Annotated in this window: 16 protein-coding genes; 7 read left to right on the top strand and 9 right to left on the bottom strand. The window is 42.3% G+C overall.

All coding sequences use genetic code 11. From position 1 onward, the window contains the following. Positions 1 to 107 precede the first annotated feature (107 nt). Genes ubiB through CCS90_RS08690 form a run of 4 tightly spaced genes read right to left on the bottom strand, consistent with a single transcriptional unit; the run spans position 108 to position 3,988 of the window. A complete protein-coding gene (ubiB, locus tag CCS90_RS08705; protein WP_099019150.1) occupies positions 108 to 1,742 on the bottom strand; it encodes a 2-polyprenylphenol 6-hydroxylase in 1,635 nt (544 codons plus the stop codon). Further along, positions 1,739 to 2,347, bottom strand: a complete 609-nt coding sequence (locus tag CCS90_RS08700; protein ID WP_099019149.1) for a ubiquinone biosynthesis accessory factor UbiJ — start codon at positions 2,345 to 2,347, stop codon at positions 1,739 to 1,741. Before CCS90_RS08700 ends, ubiB begins: the two co-directional genes overlap by 4 nt. Next, on the bottom strand, positions 2,344 to 3,090 hold the full coding sequence (gene ubiE, locus CCS90_RS08695) for a bifunctional demethylmenaquinone methyltransferase/2-methoxy-6-polyprenyl-1,4-benzoquinol methylase UbiE (protein ID WP_099019148.1): 747 nt from the start codon (positions 3,088 to 3,090) through the stop codon (positions 2,344 to 2,346). Before ubiE ends, CCS90_RS08700 begins: the two co-directional genes overlap by 4 nt. Continuing rightward, the gene (locus CCS90_RS08690) at positions 3,083 to 3,988 is read right to left on the bottom strand and encodes an NAD(P)-dependent oxidoreductase (protein WP_099019147.1); all 906 of its coding nucleotides are present in this window, start codon (positions 3,986 to 3,988) and stop codon (positions 3,083 to 3,085) included. The genes ubiE and CCS90_RS08690 overlap by 8 nt, the downstream gene beginning before the upstream one ends. Before the next feature lie 234 nt (positions 3,989 to 4,222). On the opposite strand from CCS90_RS08690, the gene CCS90_RS08685 reads away from it, so the two are divergent. The 4 genes from CCS90_RS08685 to CCS90_RS08670 all read left to right on the top strand — a co-directional run bounded on the left by CCS90_RS08685 (position 4,223) and on the right by CCS90_RS08670 (position 10,027). Further along, the gene (locus CCS90_RS08685) at positions 4,223 to 7,096 is read left to right on the top strand and encodes a M16 family metallopeptidase (protein WP_099019146.1); all 2,874 of its coding nucleotides are present in this window, start codon (positions 4,223 to 4,225) and stop codon (positions 7,094 to 7,096) included. 227 nt (positions 7,097 to 7,323) lie between these two features. Beyond that, positions 7,324 to 8,184 (top strand): hypothetical protein, encoded by an 861-nt coding sequence (locus tag CCS90_RS08680; RefSeq protein WP_133566456.1) that lies wholly within the window; start codon positions 7,324 to 7,326, stop codon positions 8,182 to 8,184. Positions 8,185 to 8,333: 149 nt separating this feature from the next. Then, positions 8,334 to 9,128: a DUF2306 domain-containing protein gene (locus CCS90_RS08675; RefSeq protein WP_099019144.1), complete on the top strand. Its 795-nt coding sequence runs from the start codon at positions 8,334 to 8,336 to the stop codon at positions 9,126 to 9,128. A 65-nt stretch (positions 9,129 to 9,193) separates the two neighbouring features. After that, entirely contained in the window at positions 9,194 to 10,027 is an 834-nt protein-coding gene (locus CCS90_RS08670; RefSeq protein WP_099019143.1) for a 23S rRNA (adenine(2030)-N(6))-methyltransferase RlmJ, read from the top strand. A gap of 36 nt (positions 10,028 to 10,063) precedes the next feature. Here CCS90_RS08670 and CCS90_RS08665 read toward each other — a convergent pair whose 3' ends face one another. The 5 genes from CCS90_RS08665 to CCS90_RS08645 form a co-directional block, all read right to left on the bottom strand. Next, positions 10,064 to 10,702 carry a YiaD family glycine zipper/OmpA-like lipoprotein gene (locus CCS90_RS08665; RefSeq protein WP_211337012.1) on the bottom strand — a complete coding sequence of 213 codons (639 nt, stop codon included), beginning with the start codon at positions 10,700 to 10,702 and terminating at the stop codon, positions 10,064 to 10,066. 155 nt (positions 10,703 to 10,857) lie between these two features. Beyond that, positions 10,858 to 11,613: a hypothetical protein gene (locus CCS90_RS08660; protein WP_099019141.1), complete on the bottom strand. Its 756-nt coding sequence runs from the start codon at positions 11,611 to 11,613 to the stop codon at positions 10,858 to 10,860. A gap of 201 nt (positions 11,614 to 11,814) precedes the next feature. Then, entirely contained in the window at positions 11,815 to 12,567 is a 753-nt protein-coding gene (locus CCS90_RS08655) for a hypothetical protein (RefSeq protein ID WP_099019140.1), read from the bottom strand. Positions 12,568 to 12,599: 32 nt separating this feature from the next. Next, a complete protein-coding gene (gene asd, locus CCS90_RS08650) occupies positions 12,600 to 13,439 on the bottom strand; it encodes an archaetidylserine decarboxylase (RefSeq protein ID WP_099019139.1) in 840 nt (279 codons plus the stop codon). Next, a complete protein-coding gene (locus CCS90_RS08645) occupies positions 13,436 to 14,059 on the bottom strand; it encodes an SCO family protein (protein ID WP_099019138.1) in 624 nt (207 codons plus the stop codon). The genes asd and CCS90_RS08645 overlap by 4 nt, the downstream gene beginning before the upstream one ends. A gap of 85 nt (positions 14,060 to 14,144) precedes the next feature. Between CCS90_RS08645 and prmB the strand changes: the two genes are divergently transcribed. The 3 genes from prmB to CCS90_RS08630 are packed head-to-tail and all read left to right on the top strand — an operon-like array spanning position 14,145 to position 17,182. Continuing rightward, positions 14,145 to 15,056 carry a 50S ribosomal protein L3 N(5)-glutamine methyltransferase gene (prmB, locus tag CCS90_RS08640; protein WP_099019137.1) on the top strand — a complete coding sequence of 304 codons (912 nt, stop codon included), beginning with the start codon at positions 14,145 to 14,147 and terminating at the stop codon, positions 15,054 to 15,056. Continuing rightward, on the top strand, positions 15,046 to 16,122 hold the full coding sequence (gene aroC / locus CCS90_RS08635; protein WP_099019136.1) for a chorismate synthase: 1,077 nt from the start codon (positions 15,046 to 15,048) through the stop codon (positions 16,120 to 16,122). Before prmB ends, aroC begins: the two co-directional genes overlap by 11 nt. A 31-nt stretch (positions 16,123 to 16,153) precedes the next feature. After that, the gene (locus CCS90_RS08630) at positions 16,154 to 17,182 is read left to right on the top strand and encodes an aspartate-semialdehyde dehydrogenase (RefSeq protein ID WP_099019135.1); all 1,029 of its coding nucleotides are present in this window, start codon (positions 16,154 to 16,156) and stop codon (positions 17,180 to 17,182) included. Positions 17,183 to 17,190: the final 8 nt, after the last annotated feature.

The following is a 17,190-nucleotide window of genomic DNA, read 5'->3' as shown; positions in this document are numbered from 1 at the left end:
TTGCTAGGAACTGAACTGTACCCAACAGTTAAAACGTGTCAGTTCGATGCCATGGTCATTCGCTCTGTGTCCGTAAATCTGGTCATGTAATACCCGCAATAAAAAACTTACCTGACTGATTTCCAATAAAACCAGCTTGTTACAGTGGCTGCAATCAATGCAGAGTTGGGTGTCCAGCTGAACCAAGTGCCGGTTTCGTCAAGACTGTAAAGCAGGGCAGTGGTGATTAAGCCGCCTACTGTTAACAGGGTATAGCGGTTCTTTTTGCTTTCGTTCAATTTGGCCAGTTGTTCTGCTTGTTGGGTCATTTTCAAGTGTCTGGGCAATGGTTTGACTTGTTGGCTCAATAATTGATGTAACAGCATCGGTGTTTCAGCGGCTTGTTCAATCCATTTGGGTAAGTTTTCCTTGATTTTGTTGATTGATTGTTCTGGGCCATAATGGGCTTTCATGATGTCACGCAATATTGGCTCTGAAATTTGCCAGATATCCAACTGTGGGTACAACTGCCGACCGATGCCTTCTATGTTTAACAGGGTTTTCTGTAACAGTATCAATTCAGGCTGGATGATGAGTTTGAACCTTTTGGCCATTTGAAAAGTTTTAAGCATCACCTCGCCGAAAGAAATTTCTTCAATGGGTCTGGCCATATATGGCTCGCATATGGTTCTTGTGGCCGATTCCAAATCTTCCAGGTTGGTATCAGCAGGTACCCAACCAGCCTCAATGTGTAATTCAGCCACACGGCGGTAATCTTGGTTGAAAAAAGCCATGAAGTTATTGGCTAAATCAACCCGATGACCTTTGGGTAGGGAGCCACAGATACCAAAGTCCAATAACATGATTTGTGGGTCTTCTGGATTTTCTTTGCTGATGAAAATGTTGCCAGGGTGCATGTCTGCATGGAAAAAATTATCCCTGAAGACCTGGGTGTAAAAAATCTTGATGCCTTTCTCAGCTAATTTTTCAAAATTGATGTTGGCGGCTTTAAGGCCAGCAAAATCTTTGATTGAAATGCCATGGATGCGTTCTTGAACCATGACTTGTTCTTTGCAATAGTCCCAATGAATGGCTGGTATATAGATGTCTTTCGAATTTTTGAAATTTTTCCTTAAGACCGATGCATTGGCAGCTTCTCGTTGTAAATCCAGTTCGTCATAAATGGTTTTTTCAAATTCAGCAACAATTTCAGTGGGATCAACTTGGACGCCAGGATTCAGGTGTTTTTTGGCCAAAGCGGCCACAGCTTGCATCAGTTCAATGTCACGTTTGATTTTTTTGCCGATACCAGGCCGCAATACTTTGATCACCACGTCGGCGCCATTTTTTAAAGTGGCAGCATGTACTTGTGCAATGGATGCTGAAGCCAAAGGCTGTTCGTCCACATGAGCAAAGTCATCCAACAGGTTCCTGGGTAATTGAGCTTGAACCACACTTTTGGCTTGTTCCCAACTGATGGGCTCTACATCGTCTTGTAATTTTTCCAATGCTTGGGCAATGCCCACGGGAATTAAATCTGGGCGGGTGGATAATGTTTGGCCCAGTTTAATAAAAATGGGTCCCAAGGATTCAAGTGCACCTCGCACCCTTTGGCCATCAGTCATCTGCTTCAGCCCTTTTTTACCCAATGGTGACAAGAGGTTAATCATGCTGAAAAAATGAATCCCTTTGGCAGGAATGAGGTTGGTGACCCGATAAGCAGCCAGGGTGTGGGTGATTTTAAGCAGTCGGAATATATTCATACTTTGCGTTTTTGAATTTCGCGTATTTTTCTTTCTAAATGGGTTACATCTGCACTGAGGTCATCCACCTGATCTAAAAATGCATCCATTTCAGCCGGTGAAACCAGCTCTCGATTTTCTTCCAGCAAATACTCTTTGCTGCTGTTTTTGATGCTGTTGGCAAAACTTTTACCAGCAGTGGTCAAACCTTTTAAAATGCTGGCAACGTGGTAACCAGGAACTTCACCCAATAAGTCACACCAGGCTTCTTCCCAATCTGGGCTCAGCTGTTTCAGAAAGTCTGCCACAAACTGCCCAGTGGTGGCATCGCCATTGATGGTGACGCCGTCTAGACCAGGAATGTGTTGGTTGGTGCTCATGGCAAACAATGAGGAGGGCTTGCCAGTGATGGTGGTGTGTACCTCGATGTCGTCATTGGTGCTGATTGCTATGGTGTCTTCCTTGAGCATCAAGACGATGGATTGATTGATCGGCTGGATAATGATTTTCACATTTTTGCCAGCCAATGGTTTTAATTTTTTAATGGCAGTTTGATCGTATTGAATCAACTTTTGAATCGCCGAAGTCATGATTCGTGACAAAAGGGAGTCATTGCTTGTCGTCATAATTTATAACCTTGGTGAATCGCCACAATTCCGCCTGATAGATTTTCATAGCCACACATTTCCAAACCTGCGCGTTCAAACATGGATTTCAAGGTTTCTTGATCAGGGTGTTGTTCAATGGATTCTACTAAGTATTGATAGGAGTCTCGGTCATTGGCAACGAAATGCCCAATTTCAGGTAAAATTTTGAAAGAATAAAAGTGATACAATTTTTTCAATACACTGCTGTTGACCTTAGAAAACTCCAGTACCATCGCTTTGCCACTGGGTTTTAACACCCGGTACATTTCATTCAATGCTTGTTGCTTGTTGGTGACATTTCGTAAACCAAATGCCATGGTGATGGCGTCGATAGAATTGTCTTCAAAGGGCAGTTTTTCTGCATTCATCTGGATGCATTCAAATCGTCCCATGAAGCCAGCATCAATCATGCGATCGTTACCCACATCCAACATGGCTTGATTGATGTCGCCGATGATTACTTTGCCTTGCTTGCCAATCTGTGGCATCAGCAATTTCGCAATGTCGCCAGTACCACCTGCCAAATCCAGTACCAAATCACCTTGGTGGATGCCACTGGTGGCGACAAAATGTCTTTTCCATAATCGGTGAACACCACCGGACATCATGTCATTCATTAAATCATATTTAGCGGCTACGGCAGTAAATACCTCACCAACCAAAGCTTCTTTTTCTTCAGTGGCCACTTTTTTAAAGCCAAAATGAGTGGTTTCTTCAGTCATCAGTATCACCTTTTGATGGTTGAAATAATTCACGTTTTAATCTGATTAATGATGAAATGTCTTCATCACCATGGTCTTGTTGCATCAATTGTGCATATTCTTCAATACTGCTTTCAACCAATGGCATGGTGGCGCCCATCTCTTGAATGGTTGATTGACAAATTTTTAAATCTTTGTGTAACAAGCACAATTTAAACCCGACATTGAATTCATTGTTAACCATGGTGTGACCACGGTTTTCTAAAAACCAATTGCCAGCAGCGCCAGCACTGAGTACTTCGATGGCTTTTTTCATGTCCAAATTACAATTTTCTGCCATGGCCAAGGCTGAACAGACCGCTTGAGCAACACCTGCAACCATCACCTGGTTGACGGCTTTGGTGGCTTGACCTTGTCCCACTCGGCCCATGTGAGTGATTTGACTGCCGATGGCGGCGAAAATATCGGAGGCTCGTTTGTACTGTTCGCGGTCTGCGCCGACCATAATAGACAATGAGCCTTTTTTAGCACCTTCAACCCCGCCTGATACGGGTGCATCTATAAAGCTGATGCCTTTGGATGCCAAGTCATCTGCCAAACTTCGCGCCGTGTTTGGACTGACGGTTGAACAATCCAGTACCACAGAGCCTGGTGCCAAATAATCAATAAAATGATCGACCACAGCTTTCAGGTCGTCATCGGCTGAAACGCAGGTCAGAACACAGTCGGCCTGAGAAAACAGTGCTTCATCATCTTCAAATTCAGGCAAGTCTAACTCGTTCATCAAAGCCAATGATTTGCCTTCTGTGCGGTTTTTAACCCCAATCAATAGACCGTGGTCTTTTAAATTTCTTGCTATGGGCCGCCCCATGGCACCTAAACCATAGACAACAACTTTGTTGAGTTTTAATTCGCTCATTATGGGTGTTTATAGAGATGTTTATCAAAACGCCATTATAACCGATTGTGAATCATCGGTTTCATTCAAAATAACAATAAAAGCTTGGTCAGTAACTTTTTCATTTGCGATACGTTATCCAAAAGAGGCGTGAATTGGGTTAAAATCCAAACCTTTCTGAATTTGCCGCATCCATTTTATGAGCGTGTTGAATGCAGAGGATCATCTATTATTTAAAACCATGGGTACAGAAACATGAGAACAATTTTTTCAATCATATCAATGTTGACCTTGCTTGCTTGTACACCAAGTAAACAGGTCAAAACAGCAGCCAATGATGACAACAAGTCGATGGCACATTCAGATTCACGGGTATTTACCCAACCATATGACATGCGCGAACTCTCTAACGGTTTGAAAGTCATTGTGGTTAAAACCGACTACCCTGGTGTGGTTTCATTACAAATGCCCATTCAAACGGGTTCAAGGAACGAGGTTGAGCCGGGTAAATCTGGGTTTGCTCATTTCTTTGAACACATGATGTTTCGTGGCACTGAGAACTACAGTCAGGAAGAATATGGTGCGATGTTAAAGGAAGTGGGGGCTGACCAAAATGCATACACCACTGATGATTACACCAATTACCATGTGACTTTTATCAATGAAGATTTAGAGCGCATGTTGATGTTGGAAGCAGATCGCTTTAAAAACCTTAAGTTTTCTGAAGCCCAATTCAAGACAGAAGCGTTGGCAGTTAAAGGCGAGTATCTGAAGAACAGTGCCAGTCCCTTCAGTCAGTTGTTCGAAACTGTGCGTAAAAATGCCTTCACTCAACACACCTACCGCCACACCACCATGGGTTTCCTGGAAGACATTGAAGACATGCCAAATCAATTGGATTATTCTTTGGAATTTTTCGATCGTTGGTACCGTCCTGAAAAAGCGGCCGTTATCATTGTTGGTGATGTGGATGTAGAAGAATCACATGCATTGGTTGAAAAATATTTTGGTGATTGGGAACGTGGCAACTACAGTGTGGAAATTCCAGTAGAACCACCAGCGGTGGGAACCCAATCACACCACATTCAATGGGAATCAGAAACTTTGCCAATGTTGGGTTTGGTTTTCAGAGGTACATCAGCTGATCCAACGGTCAAAGACAAAGCAGCCATTGACATGTTAGGACAAATTTACTTTGGTCAAAACTCCGACATCTATCAAGATTTGGTGGTCAACAGACAATTGGTTGATGCCTTGTATTTTTATACCCCTGACAGCAAGGATCCAGGTTTGATATATTTATTGGCTCGTTTAACTGACAAGGAAAATTATCCTGAAGTTCACCAAGCCTTGTTAGACACGATTGTCAGGTCTCGATCAGAAACGGCTGATAACAGTAAATTGAATGACATCAAATCGGCAGCACGTTACGGCTTCGCCAATGCTCTGGATAACTCTGAAGCCATTGCTGATATGCTGGCCTCTGTGGTGCAATACAATCGTGACCCAGAATTTATCAATCAACAATACGCTCAATTGGATCAAATCACTGCAGCAGATGTGAAATGGGCTGCCAATAAATATTTGGTAGATGATGGCCGGATCATGGTTACATTGGCACAAGATGAAAGCATCGACAGCATCAATAATGATTTTGATTTGGCGGCTTTGGTAGCCACAGCCAGCGAGCCTAAAATCGCTCAATACCAAGTCACTGACATGACCAATACCAGTGACATTGTTGACGTGAACTTTTTATTCAACACCGGGGCCGCGCAAGACCCTGCAGGTAAAAAAGGTTTGGCTGCGTTGACCGCATCGATGATCACACAAGGGGGTTCTGCAACCAAATCAATCAAAGAAATCAAGAAAGCCATGTTACCCATGGCGGCCTATTTTGCCTCACAAGTTGATAAGGAAATGATTTCATTGTCAGGACGAGTTCATCGTGAAAAAGCCAGTGAGTGGCTGGATCTAGTGATGGAAAGTTTACTTAACCCAGGATTTCGTGAAGATGACTTTAACCGCCTGAAAACCCAACAAATCAATTCGGTGCAAACTGATTTGAAACAAAACAATGATGAAGAATTGGGTAAAGAGGTTTTGTATCAAAAACTTTATCCTGGTCATCCCTATGAGTCGTTGAATGCAGGTCATGTCGATGATTTAAACAGCATCACATTAGATGACGTCAAAACTTTTTATCATGAACAATTGACTCAAGCTAATTTGAACGTAGGCATCACTGGAAACTTGGCGTCAGCACAAAAGCAAATGATGCTGGATCGAATTACCAATGAATTGAATGCCGAAGGTGTGGAAAAAGTGGCTATTGGAAAAGCACCTGAGTTATCAGGTCGACATGTGAGCATTGTAGAAAAACAGACCATGCCGACTGCCGTGTCATTTGGTTTTCCGATCGAAGTCAACCGTTCACACCCTGATTGGGTGGCCTTGTGGTTGGTTCGTTCATTTTTGGGTGAACACCGCAACTCTAATTCATTTTTATACCAAAGAATTCGCGAAGCGCGTGGCATGAATTATGGTGATTATGCCTACATTGAATACTTCCCAAGTGGCATGTACAGAACCCAACCAGCCGCTAATTTGGGTCGTAGCGAGCAAATTTTCCAAGTGTGGTTGCGTCCCTTGCGCAGCAATACCGATGCACATTTTGCCACCAGAACAGCGATGTATGAGTTGGAAAAATTAATTGCCAACGGTTTGACCGAAGAACAGTTCACTGCCACCAAAGCATTTTTGTCAAAATATGCAGGCTTATTGTTGAAAGGCCAAGATCGGGTACTGGGTTATAAAATGGACAGTGGTTTTTATGGCACGGAAGGATTTGTAGATTTGGTGAAAAATGGTTTGGATGCGTTGACGGTTGAACAAGTCAATGCGGTGATTAAAAAGCATTTACAAATGGACAACATACACTTTGTGTTCATCACCAAAGACGGTGCAGACATGAAAGACCGTTTGTTGAATGAAACCACATCTGCGATGACATATAATTCAGAAAAACCAGCCAGTCTGATGGCTGAAGATGTCATCATTCAAGACTACAAACTGAATTTAAAGCCATCTCAAGTTGCAGTGATTGAGATAGAAAAAGTATTCAAATAATCAATAACTGTTTGCTATTAAAGCCAGGCACCCACAAGGAACGCTTGGCTTTTTTTTGTCAAATTAATACGCTTGAATACCTCTGATTCATGTAATCATTGCTCAAAACATTCATTTTGCAGCAAATTTCAATTATTACATCAATATATTGTTGATTATCTGGAACTGTTCAAATAACATCTTTGGCGAATGATATTTAACTTTAATTAACAATTTTGGGGGAACTCGTGAAAATAAAATTAATCCTAATGGCCTTAGCAGGCATGAGTACAGCCGTTTTTGCAAACACTGCGGAGACAACAGGTAATGCAGTCAACAGCAACGGCGACGTGCTTGCTTCAGCTCCAGTGGTTGTGTTTGGTGGTGGAGCCAACGAAATCTACAACAACGGTCCATTGGTCAACAGTGTGGGTACCGGTATTGGTGGCGAAGATGAAAGTGTCTTGCAAGGTAATATTGGTATGAATACTTTAGGATCTGGGCACCAAGTGGCATTTGACAACAGGATTGCTGATGATTTTGTTGTGACAGGTGGAGATTGGGAGATTGAATCGATTGATTTCTACGCCTACCAAACCAATGAAGTGGCATCAACCATTACTGCTGTTAATTTAAGAATATGGGATGGGATTCCAGGAGATCCAGGCAGTACAGTTATTTTTGGTGATACCACGACCAATCTTATGAGTTCTACAGGGAATTCAGGTATATTGAGGGTGACAGATACGACCACAGGAACCACCAACAATCGACAAATTGCAGTGAGTAATGTGTCTGTAGGCATCACCTTGTCACCAGGCACTTATTGGTTAGATTGGCAGTCTGATGGCACTGGTGCGTCTGGTCCATGGGCGCCTCCGATCACCATCAATGGAGAGACCACTACAGGCAATGCTTTGCAATCTACAGATGGTGGCGTGACCTATCTTGACCAATTAGACAGTGGAACTTCGACACAACAAGGCTTTCCATTCGTTATGTATGGTACTTTGCCGCCTCCACCGATTGTTCCCAGTTTAAGCATTTACGGTTTGTTGTTATTGGCCCTGATTGCTTTGGTATTTGGACGACGTTTCATTCGTCAATAAAACAAGCATTGATTGCACAAGAAAAAAGCCAAGTATTGAACTTGGCTTTTTTTGTGGGCGAGTTCATTAAAACAGTTTAAAATTAAATCACAGCGGCTTGGCTTTCGTGTCATATAATCAGCCAAACATCACACATTAAAGAGGATAAAATGGATCGAAAAACTTGGGCGCAAAAAACCCTCAATGTTTCCGCGGTTTTTTGGTTTGTTGTCACTTTTATAGGGCAGTTGATTTTTGTGGTTTATGTCTTCAAAACCTTCTACCTTTCAGCTGCACAAGGACAATGGAATGTCTGGAATACGCAGTTAACCCATGGTTATGTGCCTGGAATGATGGGCAGTAATTTGGCTTCTGTCACACACATGTTGCTGGCTGCTTTGATCATCCTAAGCGGCTGTGTACAGCTGATACCACAAATCAGAAATGCCTTTCCAAAATTCCATCGATGGAATGGTCGGGTTTATTTGATGGTGGCGATGATGATGTCTGCCAGCGGTTTATATTTGATGTGGACCACAGGTACCGTTGGCGATTGGACTTTAAAAGTAGGGCTCAGTTTATCTGGTTTATTGATTCTTGTTTTTGGTTTTCAAGCCTATAAATATGCGCGAGCCAAAAAGTTTTTGATCCACAAACGATGGGCCATCCGACTGTTTTTGGTGGTGAGCACAGTTTGGTTTTTTAGGATTGGCATGATGCTGTGGTTTTTTATCAATCAAGGACCGGCGGGTATGGATCCAGCTACATTCACCGGCCCATTTGTTACCTTTTTGGCCTTTGCACAGTGGATCATTCCGTTGTTGCTTGCTGAGTTGTATTTCAAAGCCCAGTCAAGTTTGTCCGGCTCGTTCAAAGCCTTTGTGGCTGCTTTGCTTTGCATCGTCACCTTGTTGATGGTGATTGGCATAGCTATGGCCACCATCGGGATGTGGTTTCCAAGTTAAACTGAATATTCAAAGGTATTTGCTACAATGTTGAAAAATGTAAACAATAACACGAAGGAGCGCTGATGCTCAGTTACAGACATTCTTTCCATGCAGGTAATTTCGCTGATGTTTTGAAGCATGTGGTTTTGGTGGAAATTTTGCAGCACCTGCTCAAAAAGGATAAACCTTTTACTTATATCGATACCCATGCGGGTGCAGGTTTGTATGCATTGGATTCAGCCGTTGCGAATAAGGTTCAAGAATATAAAACAGGGATTGCACTTATTGATGAGCAGCAATTTCCAGAATTGGCCAGCTATTTTTCAGTCATTCATGATTTGAACGCTAAACAACTGACTCGTTATCCTGGGTCTCCAGTGATTGCTGAACATTTTCTCAGAAGCCAAGACCATGCTTGGTTGCATGAACTGCATCCAGCTGATTTTAAAACATTGCACAAGCACTTTGCCAATGATGCTCGATTTGTTGTGAAGCAAAGAGATGGCTATACAGGCTTGTTGTCATTGTTGCCCCCACCTTCAAGAAGGGGCGTGGTGTTGATTGACCCATCTTATGAAATCAAGAATGAATACAACCAGGTCATTGATGCAGTCATCAAGTCCCATAAAAAATTTGCCACGGGTACTTATGCCATTTGGTATCCGGTGGTACAGAGAGCAAGAATCAGACAAATGGAAAGGAGGTTGGCAGCAAGTGGCATTAAAAACATTCAAAAATTTGAACTGGCTGTGCAAGCAGATGCTGATGAATATGGCATGACGGCAACTGGCATATGGGTGATCAACCCGCCGTGGTCATTGTTTGATAAAATGCAACTGGTGTTACCTAAATTGAAATCCTGTTTGGCACAAGAACAAGCTGCTTTTTATCAATGTGAAGTGTTGGTGGCAGAATAAACCCAACCAAGCCACTGGCCTGGTTGGGATTGAATTTTATTGTACAGCAGTGATATATAGTTCCACACGTCTGTTCTGACTACGGCCGTACTCGGTGTTGTTATCAGCAATCGGTTGGGTTTCACCCAGTCCCAATGGAGATAAACGCTCACCTGGAACGCCTTGTGCTGCCAGGTAATCAGCAACGCTATAGGCGCGTTTGTTAGATAATTCTCGGTTGTCTTGGTCATTGCCAACAGAATCGGTATGGCCAATCACATCAAGCACGGTGTCTTTGTACTTGTACAGCACTTTAGCCACGGAATTTAAGCTCGGATAAAAGCTGCTTTTGATGTTGAATTCAGCCGTATTGAAAGTGATGTTACTGGGCATAATCAATTGAATCTGATCGCCTTGTCTGACCACTTGAACACCGGAGCCTTGTAACTCACGTCGCAATTCAGCTTCTTGATGATCCATATAAGCACCAATACCTGCGCCGATGGCAGCACAACCTGCAGCAGCATTTCTGGCATTTTTGGAATTCTTGGTGGCTCCAATCAAGCCACAAACGATGGCTCCAGCAGCACCGTATTTAACGCTTTTGCGTACTTTATCCTCACCGGTATAAGGGTCGGCCGTGGTACAAGCTTGTAAAACCAAAAGACTCAGAATAAATATCGATAATTTTTTCATCATATAGTTTTGTTTGTTATTAAGGAATGGTCATGGTACACAAAGCAAGCTTAATAAAATGTGAATATTAATAAATTTTTGGTCTGAATGATAAATCAAATGGCATTAAAAAAAGGGGCCGCAGCCCCTTTGGTTGGTTCTATTATGATTTATGTTTATTCTTCATCATGGTTCATTGATAATTCTTTGACATGGCGGTATATGCCGTAATGAGATCCGCTGAATGAGCCGTTGAAATCTTTGAACATCGCATCGGCTTTCTTCTCTGATTTCAGGTGTTTTACGGCGAATTGATAAAAGTTTTCTTCCATCGGAGCCATATCCGCAAAGTTTTTATACGGTGTGGCCAGAATCACTTGGTTTGATCCACCTACTGGGTATGACCATGACCAATGTCTGGGCCAGCCGTTGTCTTTGGCCATGGTGCTCATGGCAGCAATGGCGGTATTGGCTTGGGCACCTTTGCCTGATTTGACGTCCCAAGTAGTCACGCCTACATAACTGGCATCGACGCCTTCTCCCCAATGGCTGTTGTCCATATCGACCTCACTGAAATTATGAGCATATGTCTCAACATGAGGGTGTACGGTCTCATTGAAGTGATTACCAATGTGTTCATTCGACCATGCTCTGTAACTGTCTTGTTCAGCCCAAGGTTTACAACATGATCGAACCATGTAATGGTTTAATTTATTACCAGTCACTGGCACGTATACGTCCCAATGGCGGGTATCACCTTTTTCTACTCGGTAATCCATATGGGCTTTCAATGCCTTTTTGAATTCTTCACCGTGACCGGCTTTGGGTACCACAACCCAGCCATCAGAAATGACTTGAGGCGGTTTGTCTTCTGCCACACACAAGGCAGGAATAAGCAGTAATGTAAATAGAATTGAATAAAATTTATTCATTGATTTTCCCCTATAAAATTAAAATGCTGAATAACAAGTTCAGATGTTTTTCTGGGGGTTGACTACAATTAACATACAGGAAAATCAATGTTTCGTCAATGAATCATGCGGTTGATTGTGGTTGTGTAATTATTGACGCTGAGACAGACATAAAGGAGCTGACAACAATTGATTTATTTTGCTATACCATTTTACTGTGGCTTACATTTGTTTTGAGCTGATTCTGGGTTCGGCTTTGATGTTCATCAGCTTCCTGACTTTATAAATCATGATGCCTTTGTTATAAGTCAAATAAAAATACTTTTGAAACAAATCACTGTCCTCAGTCAAGGTTGTGGAAAATGCTTGCTGATATTCTTCGCGCCTGATATGGGTCCAATCAGTTACATCGATCACTGCATGTGGGTCGTTGTATGTGATGTCTTCTATCAAGTCCGATGGCACATCAATTTTGGCATCCAGCGGATACCTCAAAGCATATTCGCCGGTATCGGTCAGCAGTATTTGTAATTGACAAAAGGGCTTGAATCCATGGTATTCACCTTGATTTTTACTTTCTTTAAGAAACACCAAAAAACGTTCACCTTCTTCAATCCGGTCTGGATAATAACAAACATGGTCTTCAAAACCTTTGCTGCTAACAATCAACAAGTCATTTTTCTTAACGCCTTTATAAGGCACCCTGACTGTCAAAAACCCTTGTCCTTGTGAATTCAAATCTCGGGTCTTTAAGTAATCAATGTTAACCACCTGAGCAATGGCAACCACATCAGCCCAAGCAGCAGCTGCTTCAAAAGTGGCAAACGCTATGGGTTCAATCGGTTCATAATCAAATTCAAAATTTCGGTTGGCTTCAGGCAATAAATTGGATGCCGAGCTTTGAGAAAAAGACGGCATGGCAATGATGAGCCATGTGCCGATTAAACAAGTTTTAAATAAAGTGATGGGTTTCATGAGCATCTTTGACCAATTTGTTGAGGTAAAATTCAATGTATTGTGGCTATTTTTTCACCAAGCTTCAAAGTCGAGCCGGCCACCAAATCGGCTTCGAAAGTGATGCTGTTTTTGGGGAACAAAAGTATGACGGTTGAACCCATGTTAAAACGACCCATTTCCTCACCTTTATTGTATTGGGTTTGCCCTTCAGGCAGTAAGTCTGTCACTTGCTTGCCATAGGGAGGTGTAATGACCCCATTACAAACAGTTTCAATGCTAGAGACCAGAATGGCTCCTACATAGACATAAGCTACTTTGCCAAAACTGGTTTGTAAGGTGTTGACCAATCGCTCATTGCGCGCGAACAAGCGTGGAATTTTTTGTGTGGTCCAATCCGCTACGCTGAACAACCGACCGGGCACGTGCCTTAAACTTTTGATTTCACAAGCCACCGGAGCATGTAAGCGGTGGTAATCTTTGGGCGACAAATAAATGGTCACAAATTGGCCATCAATAAAATCTGAATCCATCGATGTGGCCAATAATTCCTGGATGGTGTAATGATGACCTTTGGCTTGTAAAATCTCATCTTTATTGATAGATCCAATTTGTGAAATGACCCCATCTACAGGCGAAACAACACTGTCTTTCGATGAATCAATGGTTCGACAAGATGGTTTCAAAGCCCTGGTGAAAAATGCATTGAAATGTTCGTAATCATTAAAGTCTTTCGAAGCGGCTTCTTCCATATTGATGTTGAAAGTTTTAATCATTCGATTGAGGGTGAAATGCTTGATTGGTTTGAAGCGAATTCGCATCAACTTATACATCAGTTTTGAAAGCAAATGGTGAGGTAAGATGTATTGAAACATCAGTGCTATGGCCTTCATGATTTCTCCATGAGTTGTTGGATGTCTGCGGCAATGTCATTGACCTTGTGTGGGGCAGGGAAAATACCAATCCTTTCGCCCTCTGGGTTCAGTACAAATAAAGCCGATGCATGGTCTACATCGTAAATTAAGTCTCCCTTTTGATGTTCTTCTATCCTGTACGCCACACCGAGTTGGCTGGTGATGGATAAAATATTAGGTGCATCGCCTGTCAACGCAATGAATTCAGGATTGAAATAATTGATGTAATCATTAAGTATTTTGGGTGTGTCACGGTCCGAGTCGACAGAAATGAAGACAAAGTTCGGTGATTTGACTTGATTGTTTTTAAGCATTTTATCAATTTTCTGCATTTCTAACAAAGTGGTAGGACAAATATCAGGACAGTTGACAAATCCAAAAAACAGGATTGAATGGTTGCCTTTAAAATTTTCTTGGGTCCAAGGTTTGCTTTTATGACTGGTCAACTGGAAGCCAGAAAAAGCTTTGCCTTCTGGAAACATTTTAAGGGCAGCATACGAGGGCTCAGTCGGTTGATTTTCAGGGCTGTTATTACAAGCTGTCATCAACAAACAAAGCAATAGGCTGAGCGACATTACTTTCATAGAATAACTAATCATAAAGGTGTTTTAACCGTTGACCTAAAGGTAAAAAACAGGCATTGTATCTCTTTTTCAATTTAGAGTCTTTTACCAGGTGAATTAATTGCCCACATTACTTAAAAATATATTTGATCAGTCCGTTGAATTCCTGAGGCAGCAAGATGTGTTCTATGGTCATGGTGTTGAGCAGGCTGAAGATGAAATGTTGTTGCTTTTAATGCATGTTTTGAACTTGGATTTTGAAACGTTAAACCAAATGGTAGATCAGCATGTAAATGACTCAGACATTCAGAAAGTACACAAAATTTTAAAACAACGGGTGGCACAGAAAATGCCCATGGCATATTTGGTCGGTTTTTCTGTGTTTGCTGGTTTGAAATTTAATATAGATAAAAGGGCATTGATTCCTCGGTCGCCATTTGTTGAGTTGATTGACATGGGTTTCAGACCATGGGTTGATTTGGCAAACACAGATCGCGTTTTGGATTTATGTACTGGTTCGGGCTGTATTGGTTTGGCGATCGCCCATTACTTTCCAACAGTCAGGGTTGATTTAGCTGACCTCAGTGTTGATGCATTGGCCTTGGCAGCTGAAAATATGGGTGTTTTAAAACTTGAACAACGAGCACGATGTATTCATTCTGATTTATTCAGCGAACTTTACGGCCCCTATGATTTAATTGTTTCTAACCCACCTTATGTGGCTGACGATGAATACAATGTGTTACCAGCAGAGTTTTCACATGAACCGAAAATGGCTTTGGTGAGCCAACATCAGGGCATGGAAATTCCGATTAAAATTCTTTACCAAGCGGCTGATTATTTAACGGAAGATGGCCACTTGTTTTTAGAAGTTGGCTACAACGATGCAGTCTTAAGCCGTGTTTTGCCTTTGGTTGAGTTTGAATGGATCGAATTCAGTGTAGGCGGACAAGGAATATGTGTTTTTAATCGTGCTGATTTGTTAAAGTATCGAATGAAATTCAAAGAGTTCTTAGATCATCATGTCGCATAATACATTTGGTAAAAATTTACGGTTCACGTCGTTTGGTGAATCACATGGCAGCACCATTGGCTGTGTTTTGGATGGGTTCCCTCCGGGCATGGCAATCACAACCGATGAAATTAAGGCTGAATTAATTCGTCGGGCCACTGGCCAGTCACGACACACCTCTCAAAGAAAAGAAAAAGACGATGTGCAAATTGTTTCTGGTGTATTTGAAGGTGTAACCACGGGGCATCCAATTGCATTGATCATTGAGAACACCGATGCCAGGAGTAAGGATTATTCCAACATAGCCAAACAAATCAGACCAGGCCATGCTGATTACAGTTATTGGAAAAAATACGGTGTCAGGGATTATCGAGGTGGTGGGCGGTCCTCGGCCAGAGAAACCACCATGCGTGTAGCCGCTGGGGCTTTGGCACGTAAATGGTTGAAACAAAACCATAACATCACCATCACGGCTTGGTTGTCACAATTAGGAGACATCCGTTTGCAAGCAGGTGATTTATCTAAAATTGATCAAAGCCCTTTTTTCACCGGGGAAATTGACCGGGTTCCTGAGCTGGATTTATATATGGACAAATTGCGTAAATCTGGAGATTCAGTGGGTGCGAAAATCAGCGCAAAAGCCTGCCAGGTTCCTGCTGGATTGGGCGAACCAGTTTATGGTAAATTAGATGCTGAATTGGCTTTGGCCATGATGAGCATCAATGCCACCAAAGGGGTTGAAATTGGCGCAGGATTTGATGCAGTGGCACAAAACGGCTCTGAACACCGTGACGAAATCATCAATGGCGAATTCGCCAGTAATTATGCTGGTGGCATTTTAGCCGGAATCTCAACCGGTCAAGACATTACCTTAAGTGTCGCATTCAAACCCACTTCTTCTTTGCGCATTCCTGCACAAAGTATTGACACCGATGGCCATGCCATCGAAGTGGTGACCAAAGGTCGACATGACCCCTGTGTTGGCATTCGAGCGACACCGATAGTAGAAGCCATGATGGCCTTGGTGATTATGGACCATATCATGAGACACAAGGCCCAAATTCAATCAAATCACTTAAATAAATAATTCTGTTACAACTTAGAAACATAGAAAAGATATGACTAAAAAATACAATGTTGCTGTGGTTGGTGCCACCGGTGCTGTAGGTAAAACCATGTTGGAAATTTTAGAGGAACGCCATTTTCCAATTGCCAACATCTACCCATTGGCCAGTGCCAGGAGCGCCGGCGAAAAAATTGATTTCAACAAAAAGCAAGTCACCATTAAAAACTTGGCGGACTTTGATTTCAGTCAGGTTGACATCGCTTTGTTTTCTGCAGGTGGGGAAGTCTCTGCTCAATATGCCCCCATAGCAGCAAGTAAAAAATGCGTGGTTATTGACAACACATCCTATTTCAGGAATGAAGAAGATGTACCGTTGGTGGTGCCTGAAGTGAACCCAGAAGCCATCAAGGACTATAAGAGCACTTATATCATTGCCAATCCCAATTGTTCGACCATTCAAATGTTGGTCGCACTGGCGCCAATTCATAGAAAAGCAGGGATTGAACGAATCAATGTAGCGACCTATCAATCGGTATCTGGAGCTGGCAATAAAGGCATCGATGAATTGTCGGAACAAACAAAATCTATTCTGAACTTTCAGCCGTTGAAAATCAGCGCTTTTTCTCATCAAATAGCATTCAATGTGATTCCACAAATTGATCAATTTCAGGACAATGGATACACCAGGGAAGAAATGAAAATGGTATGGGAGACTCAAAAAATATTGGGGGATCGCAGTATCATGGTAAATCCAACCTGTGTCAGGGTGCCGGTATTTTATGGTCACTCAGAAGCCGTTCACATTGAAACCCGCGATAAAATTACCGCTGAACAAGTGAAACAGCTGATGTCAGAATCAGCAGGCATAGAACTGATGGATGAACCGAGTGCCTCTGCATACCCATCGCCTGCAGTGCATTCTGCAGGAAATGATGCGGTATATGTAGGCAGAATTCGAGAAGACATTTCTTACGATAAAGGAATTAACATGTGGATTGTGTCGGATAATATCCGCAAAGGCGCGGCATTGAACAGCGTGCAAATTGCAGAAAAATTAATAAAAATACTGGATAAAGAGTAAGTTAGCTG

Source organism: Marinicella litoralis (assembly GCF_002591915.1).
Taxonomy (GTDB): domain Bacteria; phylum Pseudomonadota; class Gammaproteobacteria; order Xanthomonadales; family Marinicellaceae; genus Marinicella; species Marinicella litoralis.
The sequence above is the reverse complement of the archived record's forward strand: the minus strand, read 5'-3'. Positions and strand labels throughout refer to the sequence as shown.